The 18659-nt window shown below is 42.5% G+C and carries 12 protein-coding genes; 4 read left to right on the forward strand and 8 right to left on the reverse strand.

The window, feature by feature from the left end; translation table 11 throughout:
* Positions 1–5 precede the first annotated feature (5 nt).
* Genes H8B06_RS12760 through H8B06_RS12775 form a run of 4 tightly spaced genes read right to left on the reverse strand, consistent with a single transcriptional unit; the run spans position 6 to position 6085 of the window.
* On the reverse strand, positions 6–1523 hold the full coding sequence (locus H8B06_RS12760) for a sulfatase (RefSeq protein WP_190994655.1): 1518 nt from the start codon (positions 1521–1523) through the stop codon (positions 6–8).
* Positions 1510–2937, reverse strand: coding sequence for a RagB/SusD family nutrient uptake outer membrane protein (locus tag H8B06_RS12765; protein WP_190994656.1), 1428 nt, complete (start codon positions 2935–2937; stop codon positions 1510–1512). The genes H8B06_RS12760 and H8B06_RS12765 overlap by 14 nt, the downstream gene beginning before the upstream one ends.
* Positions 2938–2977: 40 nt before the next feature.
* Positions 2978–5149 (reverse strand): SusC/RagA family TonB-linked outer membrane protein, encoded by a 2172-nt coding sequence (locus H8B06_RS12770; RefSeq protein ID WP_317170904.1) that lies wholly within the window; start codon positions 5147–5149, stop codon positions 2978–2980.
* Between the two features lie 6 nt (positions 5150–5155).
* A complete protein-coding gene (locus tag H8B06_RS12775; RefSeq protein ID WP_190994658.1) occupies positions 5156–6085 on the reverse strand; it encodes a TonB-dependent receptor plug domain-containing protein in 930 nt (309 codons plus the stop codon).
* Between the two features lie 394 nt (positions 6086–6479).
* On the opposite strand from H8B06_RS12775, the gene H8B06_RS12780 reads away from it, so the two are divergent.
* The 3 genes from H8B06_RS12780 (at position 6480) to H8B06_RS12790 (ending at position 9975) form a co-directional block, all read left to right on the forward strand.
* The gene (locus H8B06_RS12780; protein ID WP_190994659.1) at positions 6480–8237 is read left to right on the forward strand and encodes a tetratricopeptide repeat-containing sensor histidine kinase; all 1758 of its coding nucleotides are present in this window, start codon (positions 6480–6482) and stop codon (positions 8235–8237) included.
* Between the two features lie 2 nt (positions 8238–8239).
* Positions 8240–9001, forward strand: a complete 762-nt coding sequence (locus H8B06_RS12785; protein WP_190994660.1) for a LytR/AlgR family response regulator transcription factor — start codon at positions 8240–8242, stop codon at positions 8999–9001.
* A 146-nt stretch (positions 9002–9147) separates the two neighbouring features.
* Positions 9148–9975: a hypothetical protein gene (locus H8B06_RS12790; protein WP_190994661.1), complete on the forward strand. Its 828-nt coding sequence runs from the start codon at positions 9148–9150 to the stop codon at positions 9973–9975.
* Positions 9976–9996: 21 nt separating this feature from the next.
* Here H8B06_RS12790 and H8B06_RS12795 read toward each other — a convergent pair whose 3' ends face one another.
* A complete protein-coding gene (locus tag H8B06_RS12795; protein ID WP_190994662.1) occupies positions 9997–10704 on the reverse strand; it encodes a DsbA family oxidoreductase in 708 nt (235 codons plus the stop codon).
* Between the two features lie 279 nt (positions 10705–10983).
* Between H8B06_RS12795 and H8B06_RS12800 the strand changes: the two genes are divergently transcribed.
* Positions 10984–12147 (forward strand): iron-containing alcohol dehydrogenase, encoded by a 1164-nt coding sequence (locus tag H8B06_RS12800; RefSeq protein ID WP_190994663.1) that lies wholly within the window; start codon positions 10984–10986, stop codon positions 12145–12147.
* Positions 12148–12245: 98 nt separating this feature from the next.
* Here H8B06_RS12800 and H8B06_RS12805 read toward each other — a convergent pair whose 3' ends face one another.
* The 3 genes from H8B06_RS12805 to H8B06_RS12815 all read right to left on the reverse strand — a co-directional run bounded on the left by H8B06_RS12805 (position 12246) and on the right by H8B06_RS12815 (position 18608).
* Positions 12246–13676 (reverse strand): RagB/SusD family nutrient uptake outer membrane protein, encoded by a 1431-nt coding sequence (locus H8B06_RS12805; RefSeq protein ID WP_190994664.1) that lies wholly within the window; start codon positions 13674–13676, stop codon positions 12246–12248.
* 40 nt (positions 13677–13716) lie between these two features.
* On the reverse strand, positions 13717–17145 hold the full coding sequence (locus H8B06_RS12810) for a TonB-dependent receptor (RefSeq protein ID WP_223857655.1): 3429 nt from the start codon (positions 17143–17145) through the stop codon (positions 13717–13719).
* Positions 17146–17423: 278 nt separating this feature from the next.
* Positions 17424–18608, reverse strand: coding sequence for a FecR family protein (locus tag H8B06_RS12815; RefSeq protein ID WP_190994665.1), 1185 nt, complete (start codon positions 18606–18608; stop codon positions 17424–17426).
* Positions 18609–18659 lie beyond the last annotated feature (51 nt).

The following is an 18659-nucleotide window of genomic DNA, read 5'->3' on the forward strand; positions in this document are numbered from 1 at the left end:
ATCATTTATTTTACGTCGTTTACTATTTCATTAGGCCAGGGAACGAATCTCTCCGTTCCTTTAAAGCGTGGCAACTGTGCTTCTCTTTCTTTGAGCTTTTGTGTCAGTAGCCCTGCCAGTTCTTTTGTTTTTTCAGGGTATATATCCGTCAAATTATGCTTCTCCCCTATATCATGATCTAGATTATACAATTCCAGTGTTTGTTTCGTATAATCATAGATAAGCTTCCAATCCCCGATTCTTAAGGCGCTGGCCCACGAAGAAGACGAAAAATCTTCCTTGATCCATCGATTAGGATGATGCCATACCAACGCTCGGGTAGAATCAATCAGATCAGCATCTTGAAGATATGGTAGAAGATTAATGCCGTCTACCGTCTGCACCACCTTCCTATTTTCTATACCGGCAATCGCACGAATAGTAGAAAACAAATCCTCCACGATTATAGGATTTTCGGAAACAGACTGTGGTTGAATCACCTTTGGCCATTTCACCACGAGCGGAATGCGAATCCCACCTTCATACACCGATCCTTTACCCGATCGCAGCGGTGTATTATGCGTATCGGATATTCCTCCTCTCGGCGGAACACGCGATAACCCGCCGTTATCAGACAAGAAAAAGAATACGGTATTTTCCGACAAGTTATTCTTCGCTAGATAATCAAGGACATCCCCTAAACTCTTATCTACTCCTTTTACCAATGATTGATAAGCCGCTTCGACACTATCCACCGACGTTCCATAAAACGCATTAACATACCGTGGGTCAGCCATTATCGGCGTATGTACGGCATAGTGGCTTAGGTATAGAAAAAACGGCTGCGACTGCCTTTCAGCATCTCCTAGCGCCGCCAGAGCCGATTGAGTAAGTGCTTCTGTCAGAAAAATATCTTGTCCGTGAAATTGTTTAAGTCCCCGGACCGCATTACGATCGTGAAAACCGTTTCGAGATCGATCAAAATTTTCCGATCCAAAATACGAAGCAGGATGTCCAATTTCACTACCAGCAATATTAACATCGAAACCAATGTTTTTAGGGTCTGCTGCCGCAATGCCTTTACTTCCAAAATGAGCCTTTCCGGCTAAAATAGTTCTATAGCCATTTTCTTTAAGCAAAAGCGGTAAAGGCGTTGCCAAAAAGGTATTGTCTTCGTTTTTGTCTATTCCCAGACCGTTTATATTCCAGTCTACATGCTGGAATATCGTATCCGGGTAATCGGTGCTTCTATCCTTATCCGGATGTGTCCAGTTGGTTACGCGGTGCCTTGCCGCATTTGTACCTGTAATGAGGCTTACGCGTGTTGGTGTACAGAGCGGGGTTGCATACGCCTCGGAGAACTGGACACCGCTTTGTACCAATTTTAAAAAATTGGGGAAAGCCGAAATATCCTGCCATCCCAGATCATCTACAAGGAATATGATGATGTTTGGTTTAGCATCGTCCTTTTCATAGACTGTCGCGGCATTACACACCCCATGTACAAACAGCATGGTAAAAAGCAAAAATTTAATATCCATCATTTTGTACAAGATTTGGATTTCTATCTATCTCACTTTGTGGGATCGGATATCGTATTTGATAATCAAACGCCACCTTTCCCCTTGCTTTTGCATATTCAATAAAACGGCCATGTCTGATCAGATCCTGTCTACGCAACTCCTCCGTAAAAAACTCCCAACTTCGTTCTTTTAGGATATGGTCTCGTAAAGCAGCCTTATCTCCAAAAGAAGATAAGGATAACGGTGGAACATTTGCTTTCTCCCGCACCTGATTGATTAAATCTATTGATTCCTGGTTAGGTCCGTTTAACTCGTTGAGCGCCTCCGCCTTTGATAGTAAGATGTCCGCATAGCGTACAACGGGGAAATCATTGCCTAAGTCAGCCCCCGTCGCCGGCAAATCTTCTTGAAATTTAAAGCTCCGTGCATCGTCTTTACCCAACGAAATTATGTTCCCATTCAAATCTTCGTATGAAGTGATGATCACCTCCTTTCTTTCATCCTGCAGATGAAAAGAATCCAAAAACGACGAAAGCGTTTTCAACTGTGTCGCATAATTTGTTTTTGCGGCACCTTTATATTTATAATTTGGAGGCGCTGCATGGGGCAAATAATTTGTGCCCAAACCCGGTTGCGCAATATGCGGCCTTACATAAATAAATTCCTTGTTCTCTTCGTTTTCAATCAAGAATAAATCTGTTCGTTTTTGACCATCAAATAGATCATACACGCCCAAACCAATGAGCTCATTTGCCCGTTCGACTACTTTATCCCATTTTTTATTGTTTAGGTGAAATTTGGTCAAAAATGCCCATGCGGCACCTTTTGTCGCCCGTCCATATTCTGCTTGTTCAACAGGTAGAATGGCACTCACTTCCAATAGTTCATCTTCCACGAACCGAACAAATTCTTCTTTTTCAGCTCTAGAAGGTCTGTCGTCAGCAGCTACCTCGCTACTCGTAATCAATGGAACCGATCCAAATAAATCGTACAAATAAATATAGTTGCTTGCTCTTAAAAACCGCGCTTCAGCGATGATCTGGTTTTTCCTATTTTCATCGAAGTCTATATTTGGAACATGATCTATCACTAAGTTTGCTTTATAAATGGCATTGTAATACTTTGACCAAGCCGTCGCAAAAAACTCATGCGCAGGATTCCAAGTGAAATCCTCCAACGGTTGTGCGAGCCCTCTTAATCCGCCCTCGCGTATAATAAGTAAATCCGTATTCACTTCGGCCATGACCAAAATATTTCGAAAGCCATCCGTACCTTGCTTCTGTTCAGCTGCGTATGCCGCCAGCAGCAGAGACTCGGCATCTTCTTGGCTGTTAAAAAAGTTATCAGGACCAAAAGACGAGTAAACCGTTTCGTCCAGTGCATGCTGACAAGATAACAACAAGAAAACTATTAATAACCCAATACTATTTTTCATTTTTATTTTCATCTAATTATTTTTATACACCTTAATGTCTCTATCTACCCGTTTTAAGGTTGGCATTGATACCGAAAATATAAGACCTTGTCAAAGGATAGGCGTTAAAATCTGCACTTACGTTTGAGGTTCCAAATGCACTAACTTCCGGATCCGAGCCCGAATAATTCGTGATTGTAAACAGGTTCTGTGCCGTAAAATGAAAACTCAACGCGTCAAAAAACGCATTGTTCTTTAACGGTAACTGATAGCGCAACTGTACATTTTTTAACCGTATATACGATGCATTTTCGACCGCCCGGCTATTGACGTTGCTCGCGTACGAAACAGCAACCGGCACGGAAGAAGAGTTCGTATTTGTGGGATTCTCAGGTGTCCAACGATCCAAGTAAGCGTCGCGCAATCTGTTTCTGCGAAAAGAGATCGGGTTTTCCGAATCCGCACGGTTCATATAGAACAACGAACTTCCAGAAACCCCTTGCACAAAAAATGACAGCCCAAACGATTTATAACTAAAATCATTGTTTACACCATACGTGAAATCTGGAAAGGGAGAACCTAAAATAGTACGGTCGTTAGCATCTATCCGTCCATTACCATCTACATCTTTATATCGGTATTCGCCCGGTCGTGATAGGGGTTGAGCGGAGTTCTCTATATCATCATCCAACTGGAACACACCCGCTATCTGATATCCATAATACGCATTCAATGGCTGTCCCTCCTGTATAATCGTAAAATCGTTGATAAATCCAGCCGATCCTGCCAATATAAATGGCAACCCGCCCAGATCGGTCACTTCATTTCTAATTGTAGAAAAGTTTATATTCGATTTCCATTTAAATTCTCGATCGATGTTCAGCGTGTTCAAACCGAATTCAAAGCCATAATTTTTCACACCTCCTACGTTCCTAAGTGTTGTATTAAAACCCGTCGTTCTAGGTACAGGTAATAGCAACAATAAATCTTGGGTGTTCTTATGAAAAAAATCGACACTACCTGTTATGCGATGGTCTAAGAATCCAAAATCAACACCGATATCAAATTGCCTTGTTGTTTCCCATTTTAGATTCGGATTAGGTAGTTGGACGGCCGATACACCTACCTTTGACGCCCCGCCCAATACGGCCTCGCCAGAAGGGCCGAACAACACTAACGAGTTATAATTCCCGATTTCCTGATTTCCTGTAAGCCCATAACTGGTACGGATTTTTAGATCCGACAGAAAAGAAACATCTTTCAAAAAAGCCTCATCCTTTAAGTGCCAGCCAATCGCTGCGGAGGGGAAAAAGCCAAACTTACTCGACTCACCAAACCGGGAAGAACCATCTGCCCGGAACGTAAATGTCAACAGGTATTTTTGCAATAGATTATAGTTCACACGCCCCAGATACGATTGCAACTGATTGCGCGTCCGTTCGCTACCCACGCCGTAAGTAGGTTGCAATCCCGCGCCTATATTATCGGTGTATAGCGCATCCAAAGGAAACCCTTGCGCATTGGCCGAAAGTCCGCGGAATTCAAATTCTTGAAAAGTATAACCCAATAAAGCCTCTATTCCATGCGCACCGGCTTGCTTTTTATAGGTTGCTGTCAGTTCCAATAGATTATTTAGTGCTTCATTAGATCTTATATTCGCCATTCCTTTCGTTCCCTCACCTCGCTTTAACAGTCTACTGATATAACTATCCCGTCTAGCATTCTGGCGATCGAAGCCTACATTGGCACGTACGGAAAGCTCGGGAAGAATCGCATATTCGGTATACACATTTCCAAACGTCCGGTTTGTTTTTCCGTCATCCCTTATCTCCTGACTTAATGCATATGGATTTTCCAGATTGACGATACGCGTTACACCGTACGATCCATCTTCCTGAAAAATCGGCAATGTAGGATCCTGAAACAAAGCTGAATAGATAATACCGGCACTTTCATTGATACTTACTCCACTCGGCGCATATTGGTCATCAATGGAACTACCGTTTAAGTTAATCCCAAACCTAATCCTATCCGATTGATAATTCAGATTCGCTCTGCCGATATATTTCTTTAATCCAGAATTCAATACTACACCTTGTTGATTGGCATAGTTCAATGACGCATGCACATTCAATTTATCTACACCCCCCGAAAAGGTAACATGATGATCTTGCAAAGCCGCATTTCTATAGATCTCGTTCTGCCAGTTGGTACCCGTTCCTACTTGTCGAATTTGCTCTTACGTAAACTCGGGAGTCTCGCCAAGATCAGATTTAATATCATTCAGAAAAGACATATACTCTTGCGCGTTCAACATTTCTATCCGATTTGCAACAGACTGTATACCCGTAGAAACGTTATAGCCGAGTGCAAATCTGTTTCCCTCACCATTTTTAGTTGTTATCAAGATCACACCGTTTGCCGCCCTAGATCCATAGATAGCAGTGGCCGATGCGTCTTTCAATATTTCTACCGATTTGATATCGTTCGGGTTTAATGAATTGAGGGGATTTCGGGGAGAAGGATCGCCTACCACCGCCGAACTAGGTGATATTGGTGTGTTATTAATGGGCAAGCCATCTATAACATACAACGGTTCATTACTCGCATTGATTGAATTCGCACCGCGTATACGGATAGACGCTCCCCCACCCGGTTCACTGCTCGACTGTGTCACCTGTACGCCCGGCGCTCTACCAGCAATCAGTTGATCCACTGATTGTTGAAAGCCATTATTGAAATCTGCCGTTTCCAAGGAAGTTACCGAACCGGTAAGATCTCTTTTTTTCTGCGTACCGTATCCGACCACGATAACTTCATCAAGGTCTTTGGCAGAGGGGTTTAATTCGATAACAGTTGGTGAAGATTCGACAATGACCGTTTTTGTTTCGTATCCCAGGTAACTCAAGATAAGCGTAACGGGCAACTTTTGACCAGTTACAAAAGCAAACCCGCCCGCCCGGTCGGTTTGTACACTGTGCGTTACCGCATCCAATTGGACTGTCACACCTACTATAGGTGCTTTTGTTACAGCATCGACGACCTGTCCCGTCAACGATGCATTAATAATGGGTTTAGGGTCTACTTGGGAATAAGCTTTTGTTGCGATGAAGTTAACAGAAAGCAATAGAAGGTAGACTGCGTACCGTCGTACAGCATTTTTTTTCATTAGTATAAATATATTAATAGTAAAAAACGAAAAGTGCCAACGCCAATTGACAATTAATAAAATAAGTAACGCTACGAATGAATTTTAATTTCTTCGTTTTGTTGGCTTAAAATAGTTCGATATTAATGGCACATTCGACAGGAACCTCGAAATAAGATGTGAAGAGGAAGATTAGAAAGGAATCTGTTTAAAGAATCAAAGTCATACTTTTTCATTACGATAATTGTTTATTAGTAAAAATTAAACTCGTCGCCAACGCCAATTGAAAAACGATTGAACAAAGATATAAATACTTCTATAAAAACTACTAAAAAGGTAGACTTTTTTTAGTCTCAACAATCTTATTATTTTTGTTGATACACTATATACATTTTGAATTATTTTTTCGTAAGACATGCGTACTCAAAGCTCTCGTTCATCTTTCCTAAAATTAGGAAGTTTCTTATTGCTCCTATGTACGTATACGTCGATCGTCGTCGGACAACAACACAAAATAGGAACATTGATCGATAGCGCAGATCTATTGCTCAAGAAAGGTTTAACCGAAGAAAGTAAATCACTGTATCAAGGAATCATATCAAAAATTGAAACCGACGATTTGCCGGATACCCTACAGCTGCGGGCCCATCTCGGCATAGCGCGTGCGTGGCATATGCACCAGCAACTGGATAGCTCACTACAATCTTACTTAAAAGCATTGCAGCTGGCCAAATCCACCAGTCAACCATCTTTTCTGACAGATGTATACATGGGAATCGGTGTGCTACAAGCACAAATCAAAAACTTCACCGATGCGATACACTATCTCCAGCAAGCAGATAGTTTGGCCACGGAAACCTCCGTTAAGAAGCTGCAGATCAGAATCAACCTAGCCAATACGCTTATGGACGCAGACCGGGATGAAGAAGCGCTTCATTATCTACAGGAGTCGTTACAAACAGCTCGATTGTTGGATCAAGAAGCTATGCAGGCCATTATCCATACCAATCTCAGCAATCTATTTATCAAAGCAAAAAACTGGAAAGCGGCCATTACGCATAGCAGGGAGAGTCTCCAAATTAGAGAGAAATTGGAGCAACCTCCATCCATCGTAACGTACAATAACTTAGGATACGCACTCATGCAGTCAGGTGCGTTGAACGAAGGTAAAAGAGCCTATTTACGTGTACTCCCTATCGCCCAAGGCATACAACGACAACAAATTCTCAAAAACTTAAAAGAGCTTTCCTTATTGCAAAACGATCACCGTGCGGCCTTACAATATTTTGAGGAATATGATCAACTCAAAGACTCCATACAGCAGCACGAATTAGAGCAGCGAATCGCCGAGATAACCGAAGCCTATGAAAGTGCGGAAAAATCACGGCAGATCCAATCCCTACAGCTGGAAAACAAAACCAATCGGCAACAGCTTGCGATGGTTATTATTGGAAGCGTACTTCTTATCCTGTTGATTTGTTTAGCAACGTATCTTTATCTGAAAAACGAAGGGGTGAAACGAGAACTTAGCCACTCCAAGACAAGAAATCAATTGTTGCGTGCACAGTTGAATCCACATTTTATATTCAATTCACTACAACATGTACAGCACTACCTCTACAACAATGACAAAGAGACGTCCATGGCGTATCTAAGCAACTTTGCACGTCTTATGCGATCGACGTTAACGCATTCAGATACCGACTGGATTTCGCTAGAAGAAGAGATCGAATTACTCCGTAATTACCTTTATCTACAACGTCTGGCTTCGCATAAGCCTTTTCACTATAACGTGGATGTCGATCCCGAAATAGATCTTTCGTTCGTACAGCTACCACCGATGCTTCTTCAACCCTTTGTCGAAAATGCCATTAAACACGGTATTACCGAGCAAACTGATGCCCATATTATGGTGGATATACGTTTAATAGGTCAAAAACTAACGATCAATATCTCCGACAACGGCGGGGGTATATCTACGAGCTCTCCAGACCACTCCAATAACCTACACAAATCCATGGGGTCGCAATTAGTTAGCAAAAGAATTAATGAAATCAACAAACAATATCCTAATTTCGTAAGCGTAATGATTGATAGAATACGTCCTATGGAGACCTATCCCGGTACACGCGTACAGTTCCTATTTGATCTCACAAAAATTTCAAAAAGTTAACGATGAAACAAAACATGACCTGTCTGCTTCTGGAAGATGATCACTTCACCATGACCATGATGAAGGACATTATTGTCGGTGCATACCCGCAGGTCAAGATTATTTCCTGTTACCAGATAGCGGAAGCAGCGCATTGTCTTGTTTCTACAAAGGTTGATTTTTGCATCCTGGACATCAACCTTCCAGATGGAAATTCTTTCGATTGGCTAAGTCGTATTTCCGGCGAAATAATGTATCCTTTCCGGATTATCTTTATTACCGCCTATTCGACCTATGCAGCCAAAGCATTTCGTTTCAACGCATTAGACTTTGTGGTTAAGCCTTTTTCTCCAGCAGACCTTTATATGGCCATCGACCGCGTACTGCAATCGATCAACGATGAATTCCGAAAACTCGAACTGGAGCAGGCTCTACGAAACCTAAGCCATAGCGAGGAAGCGGAGCAGCGTTTGGTGCTCAAAAGCCAAAAAGCGATTCATATTGTGCGGCTTGGTGAAATCGTATACCTTTCTGCGGATAACAATTATTGTAACTTCCATTTAACCGATGGCCGCATACTCCTGGTTTCACAACCATTGAAACATTATCATGATAAGCTAAGCGGTTTCGGTTTTCTACGTATACATCAAAGTTATCTCGTAAATCAGGTATACATTACTTCCTTTAAAAAAAAGACAAACCAACTTATTATGTCTAATAAAGAAAGTCTTCCCGTTGCACAGAGCCGTCGTGTGGATGTAATCGCGTATCTCGGCCAACTCTAACGAAGTCAATTCGAATTCTCAAAATATACGGGCAAATACTCAAACACCAGCCTCCCTACTCGTTTTTTTAGCGTAATACCCCTACATTTAGTTATCGAAACATGAAGGCCATCCCCTCATGATCATCGTTCATTAAAGAAAAATTTATGAAAAGGATCGTTATTTTAATTTCCATATTGGGTTTGGCGCTCAACGGCCATGCACAGATTTTAAAGAAGATACAGCGCAAAATGGAGGATAAAGTTGAAAAGTCGGTTGATGGTATTTTAAATGGTAAAACAGAAGAAAAAAACCAACAGCCGAATGCTGGTATTCCGGGAACGACAGGTCCTAAAACCGCAGGAACATTTGACATTCTGACAAAGTCTGAGCCCTTTATAGCTGGTAATGTACTCCTGTTTGAAGATAGCCTGAACTATGACACACCAGGTCATATGGCAAAATATTGGCAGACTAATAGTACGGGCACCGTGGTTGAAATTAATGGAGCTCCGGGAAAATGGTTAAAATTGGCCGACCAAGCTTCTTACCAGCTAGACACCTTACTCCATTTGCCCCAAAAATTTACGTTGGAGTTTGATCTTTTAACGCGCGCCAGTGAAGCTAAGGATTTACGATCGATAGATTTTGGCTTTTCCAAAAACAACAGTACACGAAAATATATCTATGGCGTGGCAAACGAAACAAATGTATACACCAGTTTGCAATATTACTACGAAACGATTAACACCACCAGTAACAATAACAACAACCAAAGCAGGATAGAGTTCCCGCTGAGCAATTATGCGAACGCCATCATGCATGTATCAGTGTCCGTAGATGGTAGTCGAATGCAGGTTTATATCGATGATCACAAGGTACTGGATGCCACTGTCCTGGATCCACAAGTGCCCAAACATTTTTTCCTATCTACGGAAAATTACCGTAATAACGCCGTTGCTCTTATTAGTAATCTGCGCATTTACGGTTTTTAATTTCTTACCACCCGATATAAATTACTCACATTTCCCGTCTGTCGTACAGCTTTGCCCTTTTGTGATCTCCAATTGATTTTCCGGATTTAGTTTACGCCATTCGGGAAAGGCTTTTTCGAGCATTTGAAGAAAAGCCTCCGCTGGCTGTGCTCCGGATACGGCATATTTTCTGTCGACGACAAAAAATGGCACACCGCGCACGCCAATCTGCCTTGCTTCTTGGATATCCTGATTTACTAAATAGGCATATTTGTCGTCTGTAAAAGCCGCTTGCAATTCGGTTTCATCCAAACCAATTTCCGTTCCTAACTGAGTCAGCGCTTCGATGTCTGCAATACTTTTGCCTTCCGTAAAAAAGGCCCGGAATAACCGCTCTTCTGCCTCATCGCCCAAGTTTTTAGTTTTGGCAAATTGGATCAATTGATGGGCTTTTTGTGAATTGACAATGATCGATTTGTCAAGGTGATAATCTAAGCCCACCTGTTTGGCAGACTGGGTTACATTTTCCAGCATCCCCTTGACCTGATCTAAGCTCATTCCCTTTCGTTTTACCAAATACTCCTCATGGGTTTCATTAGCCACTTCCGGAATAGTAGGATCTAATTGGAAGCTTTTCCAAACAACTTCAATATGTTCTTTTTCGGGGAATTTCGCCAATGCCGTTTCAAAATTTCTTTTTCCGATATAACAAAACGGACACATGACATCACTCCAAATTTCTATTTTCATTTCGTCTCTCTTTTATTTTGTTTGCTTTATTAGCGAGCTTTTTAGCTGTAATCGAAATTACTGACAAAGACTTTCTTTAGCAAGGGGGGTATGTAGAAAGTAAGTCAAAAAATGGAGCAGATTTTAAAACTATAATAATCGAAAAATGAAAAAACACCGAAATTGTAAGAAGCAGCCTACAAAATCACTATTAAAAATTTAACGTTTCGGAATTTACATTAAAACAACACGGGAGAGCATTTTGTTATATAATTTAGTAGTGAAAAATTACAACAGAAAATGATCAATTTCGAATATAAGAACCCTACAAAAATACTTTTCGGTAAAGGCAAAATCCCTAAAGTTGCCCTCGAAATCCCACAGGACGCCACGGTATTGATGGTATACGGTAGCGGAAGCATCAAGAAAAACGGTATTTACGAGCAGGTTAAAGAGGCGCTGCGCAACCATACGGTTTATGAATTTGGAGGTGTTCCTGCCAATCCGGAATATGACATATTACTACAGGCGTTGGCCCTTATTAAAGAAAAGAAAGTAAGCTATCTGCTAGCTGTAGGTGGCGGCTCTGTGATCGATGGTGTCAAATTTCTATCCGCCGCAGTAACTTACGAAGGTGATCCTTGGGATATCCTGCAACTTCGTATCCGCACAGAAGAAGGTCAGGGTATGCCTTTCGGAACTATCCTCACGCTACCGGCCACCGGCTCCGAAATGAATTCAGGATATGTAATATCCAGAAAAGAAACAAACCAAAAGCTAGGCGCGGGCGGTCCGGGGCTATTTCCACAGTTTTCGATATTAGATCCGGAAGTTGTCCGATCAATCCCCAAAAAACAAATCGCCAATGGTATTGTTGATGCCTATATACACGTGTTGGAGCAATATATGACGGTGCCTTCGGCCGCCGATCTACAAGAGCGATTTGCGGAAAGTATCCTGATCAGTTTGCAGAAGACAGCGCCCCAACTGATGACAGCGAAATTTGATTACCCTGCTGCGGCAAACTTTATGTGGTGCTGTACCATGGCCCTCAACGGGCTCCTCCAGAAAGGAGTAATTACCGATTGGGCAATACATGCGATGGGACATGAACTGACGGCCTATTATGGCATCGACCATGCACGCACCTTGGCAATTATCGCTCCATCCCACTACCGCTATAATTTCGAGACAAAAAACGAGAAGTTGGCACAATATGCAGAACGTGTATGGGGGATTACCGAAGGTACAGTTGAAGAAAAAGCTGCGGCAGGCATTGCACAAATGGAATACTTTTTCCACAGTTTGGATATCGCCACTAAGCTTTCCGATTACGTAACAGATTATCAGGAAACAGCCACACGTATTAGGGAAACTTTCATCAGCAGAAACTTGACGGGCATCGGTGAATATCAATCCTTGACACCGGATGATGTATATGAAATCGTCAATATGAGTTATTAAACACTTCGACCAAAAAAAGCTCCCGAGGCTCACGCCCCGGGAGTACACAACACCATTAAACAAACAATTTACCAAACGTGCTGTTGTCTGCTTTTATGTTAATATCCATCGTTCTGTGTAATCAGATTATTTTGTAAACGTACAATATCCGGAATGGGAAGTAATAATTTTTCTTCGGTAACCGACTTCCCTTTGGCTGTCAGCACCGAAACGGCACGATTCTGACGTTTCAGTAAGAACCAACGTTTAAATTCTCCCGCAAGTTCCATACGTGCTTCGTGTTCGAGCGCCAGCGGAAGTGTTCCATATTTATCTGTTGGGTACGCCGTAGTCCCCCACAGGGGTAAATCAGCCCGATCTCGTACTTCATTCATATATTGAGGGTCTCCGGTAGCTTCTGTCAGCATCAATAATACATCTGCAAAACGATACACCATAAAGTCATTATTCGCCAATAACGTTGTACCATTCACGGTCGCATCTGGATGTATCCATTTCTGGTAAAACTTCTGTTCAACGAAGGTTGCCCCACTTTGATATCCTTGCGCAACCGTAATATCTCGCCTTGGATCTCCCGTTTCATATTCATTGTATAGATCATCTGTGACCTGATTCATTCCTACTCCCGAAAATCCCGATAAATTTATATTCGGAAAAAAGAATTGATAAAACGGACTATGCGTGCCGGTGCTAGCATTCGCCGAAGAATATTGAATTTCAAAAACAGACTCCTTTGTATTCTTAGCATCCGGCCCCCAAACCTCCGCAAACGTAGGGAGCAGGGCATATTGCCCGCTGTTATATACCTCTAATAATGTTTCGGCTGCAGCAGTTTTGTCGCCTAGAGTCAGATACACCTCTCCCAATGCTGTCTGTGCAGCTCCTTTGGTCGGCCGGCCGACCAACTTTACGTTAGTCGCAAGCGGTAAGTTTTCCATCGCAAACTGCAGATCGGTCTTTATTTGTTCATACACCTCTGTTTCCGTGGATCTTAAAATACCATAACTCTCTTGTGCCGAAACAGCTTTGGTTACCAGTGGCATACCACCCCACATTCTTACCATGTAGAAATAGTACACCCCCCTTAGAAAACGCATTTCCGCTTCCGCTATCTTTTTATATTCCACATCCAATTGAGTAGCTTCCTGAAGCTTATCAAGTACCGTATTAACATTGAATAAAGCACTATAGAATGTCCTCCAGAAACTATACACCATCGTATTCGCTGTCTGAATCGTATAATCACGAATAGCATACTTATCAGCTTGGGCTCCCGCTATCAGATATAGTGTAGCGTTATCGCTCATCAGTTCACCTGTATAGGATACCGGTCCTTCAGGAGCGTATACGCTATACAATGTGTTCATAGCCGCGGTAATCGCAGATTCAAAGTCCGCTTCGCTATTATAAAAATTATTGGTATTCGCATTGGAAATCGGCGTCAGATCCGTAAACGATTTTCCACAGCCCGCCAAAAGCACAACAATCAGCGACAGCACAATTTTATTAAAATGATTAATCTTTTTCATTATTAAAAATGTTTAGATAATATCTATAAATTCTATCCGCTTAAAATGAAGTTTTCAAACCCAACGTAACCACAAGCGGTAAAGGATAAGACCCATAATCTATGCCGAGCATCGATCCCGAAGGAAATGAAGAAGTCGACACCCCCGTATTCGCTGCAGATGTACCCGCACTGTAATTCGTCGCCTTATAGGTCGTGTTTTCAGGGTCGTAACCTCTATATTTACTGAATAGCTTCACATTGTCAGCATTTACAAATACCCGGAAATTATCAAAGGGTGTTTTTCTTAAAACAGACTGTGGAATATTGTAGGAAAGGGTTATGTTTTTCACCCGAATAAAGGATGCATCCTCCACCCAAAGCGTCGAAAACCCTTGTTGAAAAGGTCGTCGGTTAGCCGATGGTCTTGGGTTTACGCCATCACCCGGATTTTGTTCAGATTCCCAAAAATTAGCAGCTCCAGCAAACAGGTTCCGTCCGCTGTTCCAGAACCCCAGAAACCGATAATTCTGATTAACGATCTCACCGCCTAAACGCCCCTGTAGTAGAACAGACAGCTCTATTCCCTTATATCCAAAACGATTCGTGATACCCCCGATAAAATTTGCCTGATTATTACCAATTACCGTTCTGTCATCGGTGGTAATCTGTCCATCGCCGTTGATATCGACAATGATCGGGTCACCGGTTCTCGTTGTACCCTCATGCGGGCTATTCTGAATTTCGGTGATATTATTGTATACCCCGTCAAATACATACCCAAAATAATCAGAGACTGATGAACCGACAGCCGTACGCACCGTTGTTTCATTGTCGGTATAGTAAATCGGTGCATTTCCAGGGCCTAATTGTAACACCTTGTTTCGATTTAGGCTGAAGTTAATATCAGTTGCCCACGTAAAATTACGCTGTACATTTTTTGAGGATACGAGTATCTCCACACCGCTGTTACGCATCTTGCCTACATTGGTTAACTGGCTCGAAAAACCTGTAATATCCGGTATTGGCACATTTAATAACATATCCTCCGTGATAGAACGATAAACTTCGATCGTAGCCGAAAGCCGATTTCGTAATACGGCAACATCCAACCCCACATTTAGCTGGCTTGTTTTTTCCCAGCGCAAAGCTGCATTATCCAATGTGATGGGTTTTAAACCCGCAATAATATTGCCGTTGGATACGTAGTTTGCCGCCCCCAGTAAACTGATGGCTCCATAGTTCGGAATCTGGTTGTTTCCGACCTGCCCATAGCTGGCCTTTAACTTTAAAAGATTTACTCCGCCAAATCCTTTCATAAAGCTTTCGTCGGATATTACCCAACCTGCAGAAACCGATGGGAAATAACCCCATTGGTTGTTTCTGCTAAACCGTGAGCTACCATCCCGACGTATACTGGCCGACAGAAAATACCTGTTCATAAAATCATAATTTACTCTTCCCAAGTAACTCTGGATCGCCCATTCACTAGCTGTAGAGGTACCACCAGTAACCGTACCTGCATTAATAGTCTGCACGAGATCATTCGGGAAATTCGATGCTGTTACGGATTGAAACTCCGTGCGTTCTTTTTGGGAGGTATAGCCTGCCAATACGTTAAAGTTATGGTCAGCCAACGAAAAATCGTAGGTAACCGTGTTTTCCCAGAGCCAGTTTAGTTTGTTACCGGCATCAGCTGTGGCCGAAGAAGTAGCGAGATCCTGATTAAACCCATACCCTTGATTTTTCATTCTGTAGAAATTATACACGTTATTTGACAGGTTTGCACTCAAGCTCGATTTAAACTTCAAACCTTCTATAATATCATATTCCAAGAACCCCAATGCAAACGTATTGTAAGCTTTATTCTTTTTATCGGTAAATCTTGTCGTCGCATAAGGATGCCATAAGTTTACCGGATTAAATTGCTGTGGATATCTATACCAAATCGAATTAGGATCGACAATACCCAAATTGCCATTTTCGTTATACAACGGGAAAAACGGATCGCTTTGTAATGCCAGACTAATGACATCGCTCTTTCCATTAACACCTTCGGTTCGGTCATGTATACCGGTAAGGCTCAAATTCATGCCAACGGATACCTTGTTAGAAAGTTTTTGCCGAATATTAGATCGCAATCCCAGCCGACGATAATAGTTCTGATCTAAAACCGCATCCTGATTAAGCAGGCCTGCTGAAAACAGATATTGCGTTGCATCCGTACCACCCGAAACCGATAGTTGTGCGTTAGCCATAGGTGCCGTCTTGAACATCACGTCCTGCCAATCGGTTCCGTTCCCAAACTGTTCCGGACTGTTAATAAATTCCTCCGGAATTTTATACAAGGTAGAGCCGCCCCTAGCACTGTTCGGATCGCTAGCCTTATTTACCTCCGGATTCAGATCCACCCATGCATTATTTTTTGCAGCAACATAATAGCGTATCCATTCTTGGGCATCCATCATGTCCACCATTCGGGTTACTTTCTGAACGCCGTAATCAAAACCAGCCGTAACCATGGGTTTGCCGGGCTTTCCTAATTTAGTGGTAATCATGATTACGCCATTAGCACCACGAGATCCATATATCGATGCTGAAGAAGCATCTTTCAATATTTCTACCGACTGGATATCCTGTGGGTTGATCATGTTCATATTAAAATCTTCCAAGGGCACACCATCTATTACAAACAAAGGATTGGTACCAGCCGTGATGGAGCTGATCCCTCTGATCTGTACGACAGGCGCAGCACCGGGCGCTCCCTGCGATTGCGTAATGTTCACCCCCGGAACCGTTCCACTAAGGGATTGCACTACATTACTAAAGGAACGGTCCTTGAATTCGTCATAATTCACAGAGGCTACAGAGCCCGTTACCGACCTTTTTTTCTGTGTACCGTATCCCACTACAACCACTTCATCCAAGCTCGAATCTTCACTTTCCAAAACCACATCTATCCTTACCGAACTTACCGTCACTTCTTTATCCGCATAACCCACGGAAGAAAAGACCAACACATCGCCACTTTGTGCTTGGATAGCGAATTGACCACTTTCGTCCGTTGCCGTAGCTATAGCTTTCCCTTTTACCGACACACTTATTCCAACCAATGCAGCCCCGTTACTATCCACAACCTGACCACGCACTCCACGTTGCTCCATAGCTCCGGAAGCTACTACAGATACCCTCTTATTCTCTGCCTCACGGACTACGATCGACTTTCCGTCCACTACATAGGTCAAGCCTCGGTCGTTGAAGATGACATTCAACGCATTTTTGAGGGACTCATTTTGAAGGTTCACCGTAACCAATCCCGACTTTTTCAAAATAGCAGCATCGCAGATAATCGTATATCCGGTCTGCTTCTTAATCTGTCGAAAAACGTCTTTCATCGAAGCTTCCTTCCGGTTCAAATTAACAGTCTGCCCGAGTGCATTCGCATAGCTCTGCACCGAAAAGACAACGATAAGAAGTAAGATTAATTTCATAATAATTAAGTTTCTATAGTGCAACAACAGATAGCTCCGCCATAGGGATAAAACGTATATTTTCATCTGAATAATTTTGTTTACAAAGGCGATGAAGCCATCAGATTTTTCACGATTGTTTATATAGGAAGTGCGAAAAACCATGATAGTTTCATTACTTTTGATTGGTTTTAAGTTTACATAAATAGTTTATAATGCATTTTATGGAAGTTAACCATCGGCTGGGGAAGCTCCACCTTCCCCAGCTTCTTATTTGCCTTCCGAAAGAGTAAAAGGCGCTATTTCATAAAACGTACCCTCCTTCCCTCAATTTCCACTTTTACATTTTTATTCGTTAGCTGGATCAGTTTCAATACTTGTCCGAAGTTTTCGCGCCGCGGCACCGATCCCCAAAGATGGATATCCTTCAAAGCTGGATCAACGTCAATATCTAAGTCATACCACCTTCCGATTCTATTAGCCGCTTCGACCAAACTCTCTTCGTTGAACATGAACTCATCGTTCTTCCAAGCAATGTATTCATCGACATTTACATCCCCAACTTCCAAATGCTTTTGCGTTACCAATGCTTGCTGACCGGGGTATAGCACCCGCTCTTTCTGTCCCTCTATCGAAACCGCAATACGTCCTTCCACCAACGTCACTGCGGATTTACGCTCTGTGGGATAGGCGTTCACGTTAAAATGGGTACCCAGTACTTCAATCCGTTGGTTGACGGTTTCCACAATAAACGGTTTAGATTTATCTTTAGCGACTTCAAAATAGGCCTCCCCTGTCAGCTGGACCACGCGATTCTCACCTGCAAAAGTCTGCGGATAACACAACTCGCTTTCCGCATTCATCCACACCTTGGTACCATCGGCCAAGACGACATAGAAATCATTCCCTCGTGGTACAGATAGCGTCATCACAGCGTCATTCACTTGGGTTCCATCATCAAACAAAGGGCTTCCGTCACTATACCGAAGCTGATCACCTGTAATAATCCCACCTTCGTCCGAACGCAGCTCTACGTTCCATCCGTCCGACATCGACAACCTGACACCGTTTTTTCCGGGTAGAATATTCGTCGCCAACTCCATCGTATCTGGCTGTTTGATGGGCTGCGAAGGTTGCAGCCATAAGATACCCATCACCAGCGCAGCACAAGCCGCGATACCGGCTAACGCGTAGCTGAACCACTTCATTTTATTTACAGGCTGTATCTCTGTAGTTTCTTGGATTCGATCAAGAATCTTTGTCAAAATGGGATCATTAGCCATGTGATCATCATCCTGAGATAAACTATTATATAGTTTAATCGCTTCTATAAATTGATCGTTGTTTTCCATTTCGCCGAGCAACTCCTTCAAAGACGGATGTTTCTCAACGAAGGTATTGATATCGATCTCGGTCGCTCTATCACGAGTTGGATTTATAAAATATCGCTTCCATTGAAGGACAGTCTGATCTATTCGTTTCATGGATTTATAATCGTATTGTCATAGTAAGACACATCCCTATCGGATATCTTA

Origin of the sequence: Sphingobacterium micropteri (assembly GCF_014692515.1) — a bacterium.
Taxonomy (GTDB): Bacteria; Bacteroidota; Bacteroidia; order Sphingobacteriales; family Sphingobacteriaceae; genus Sphingobacterium; species Sphingobacterium micropteri.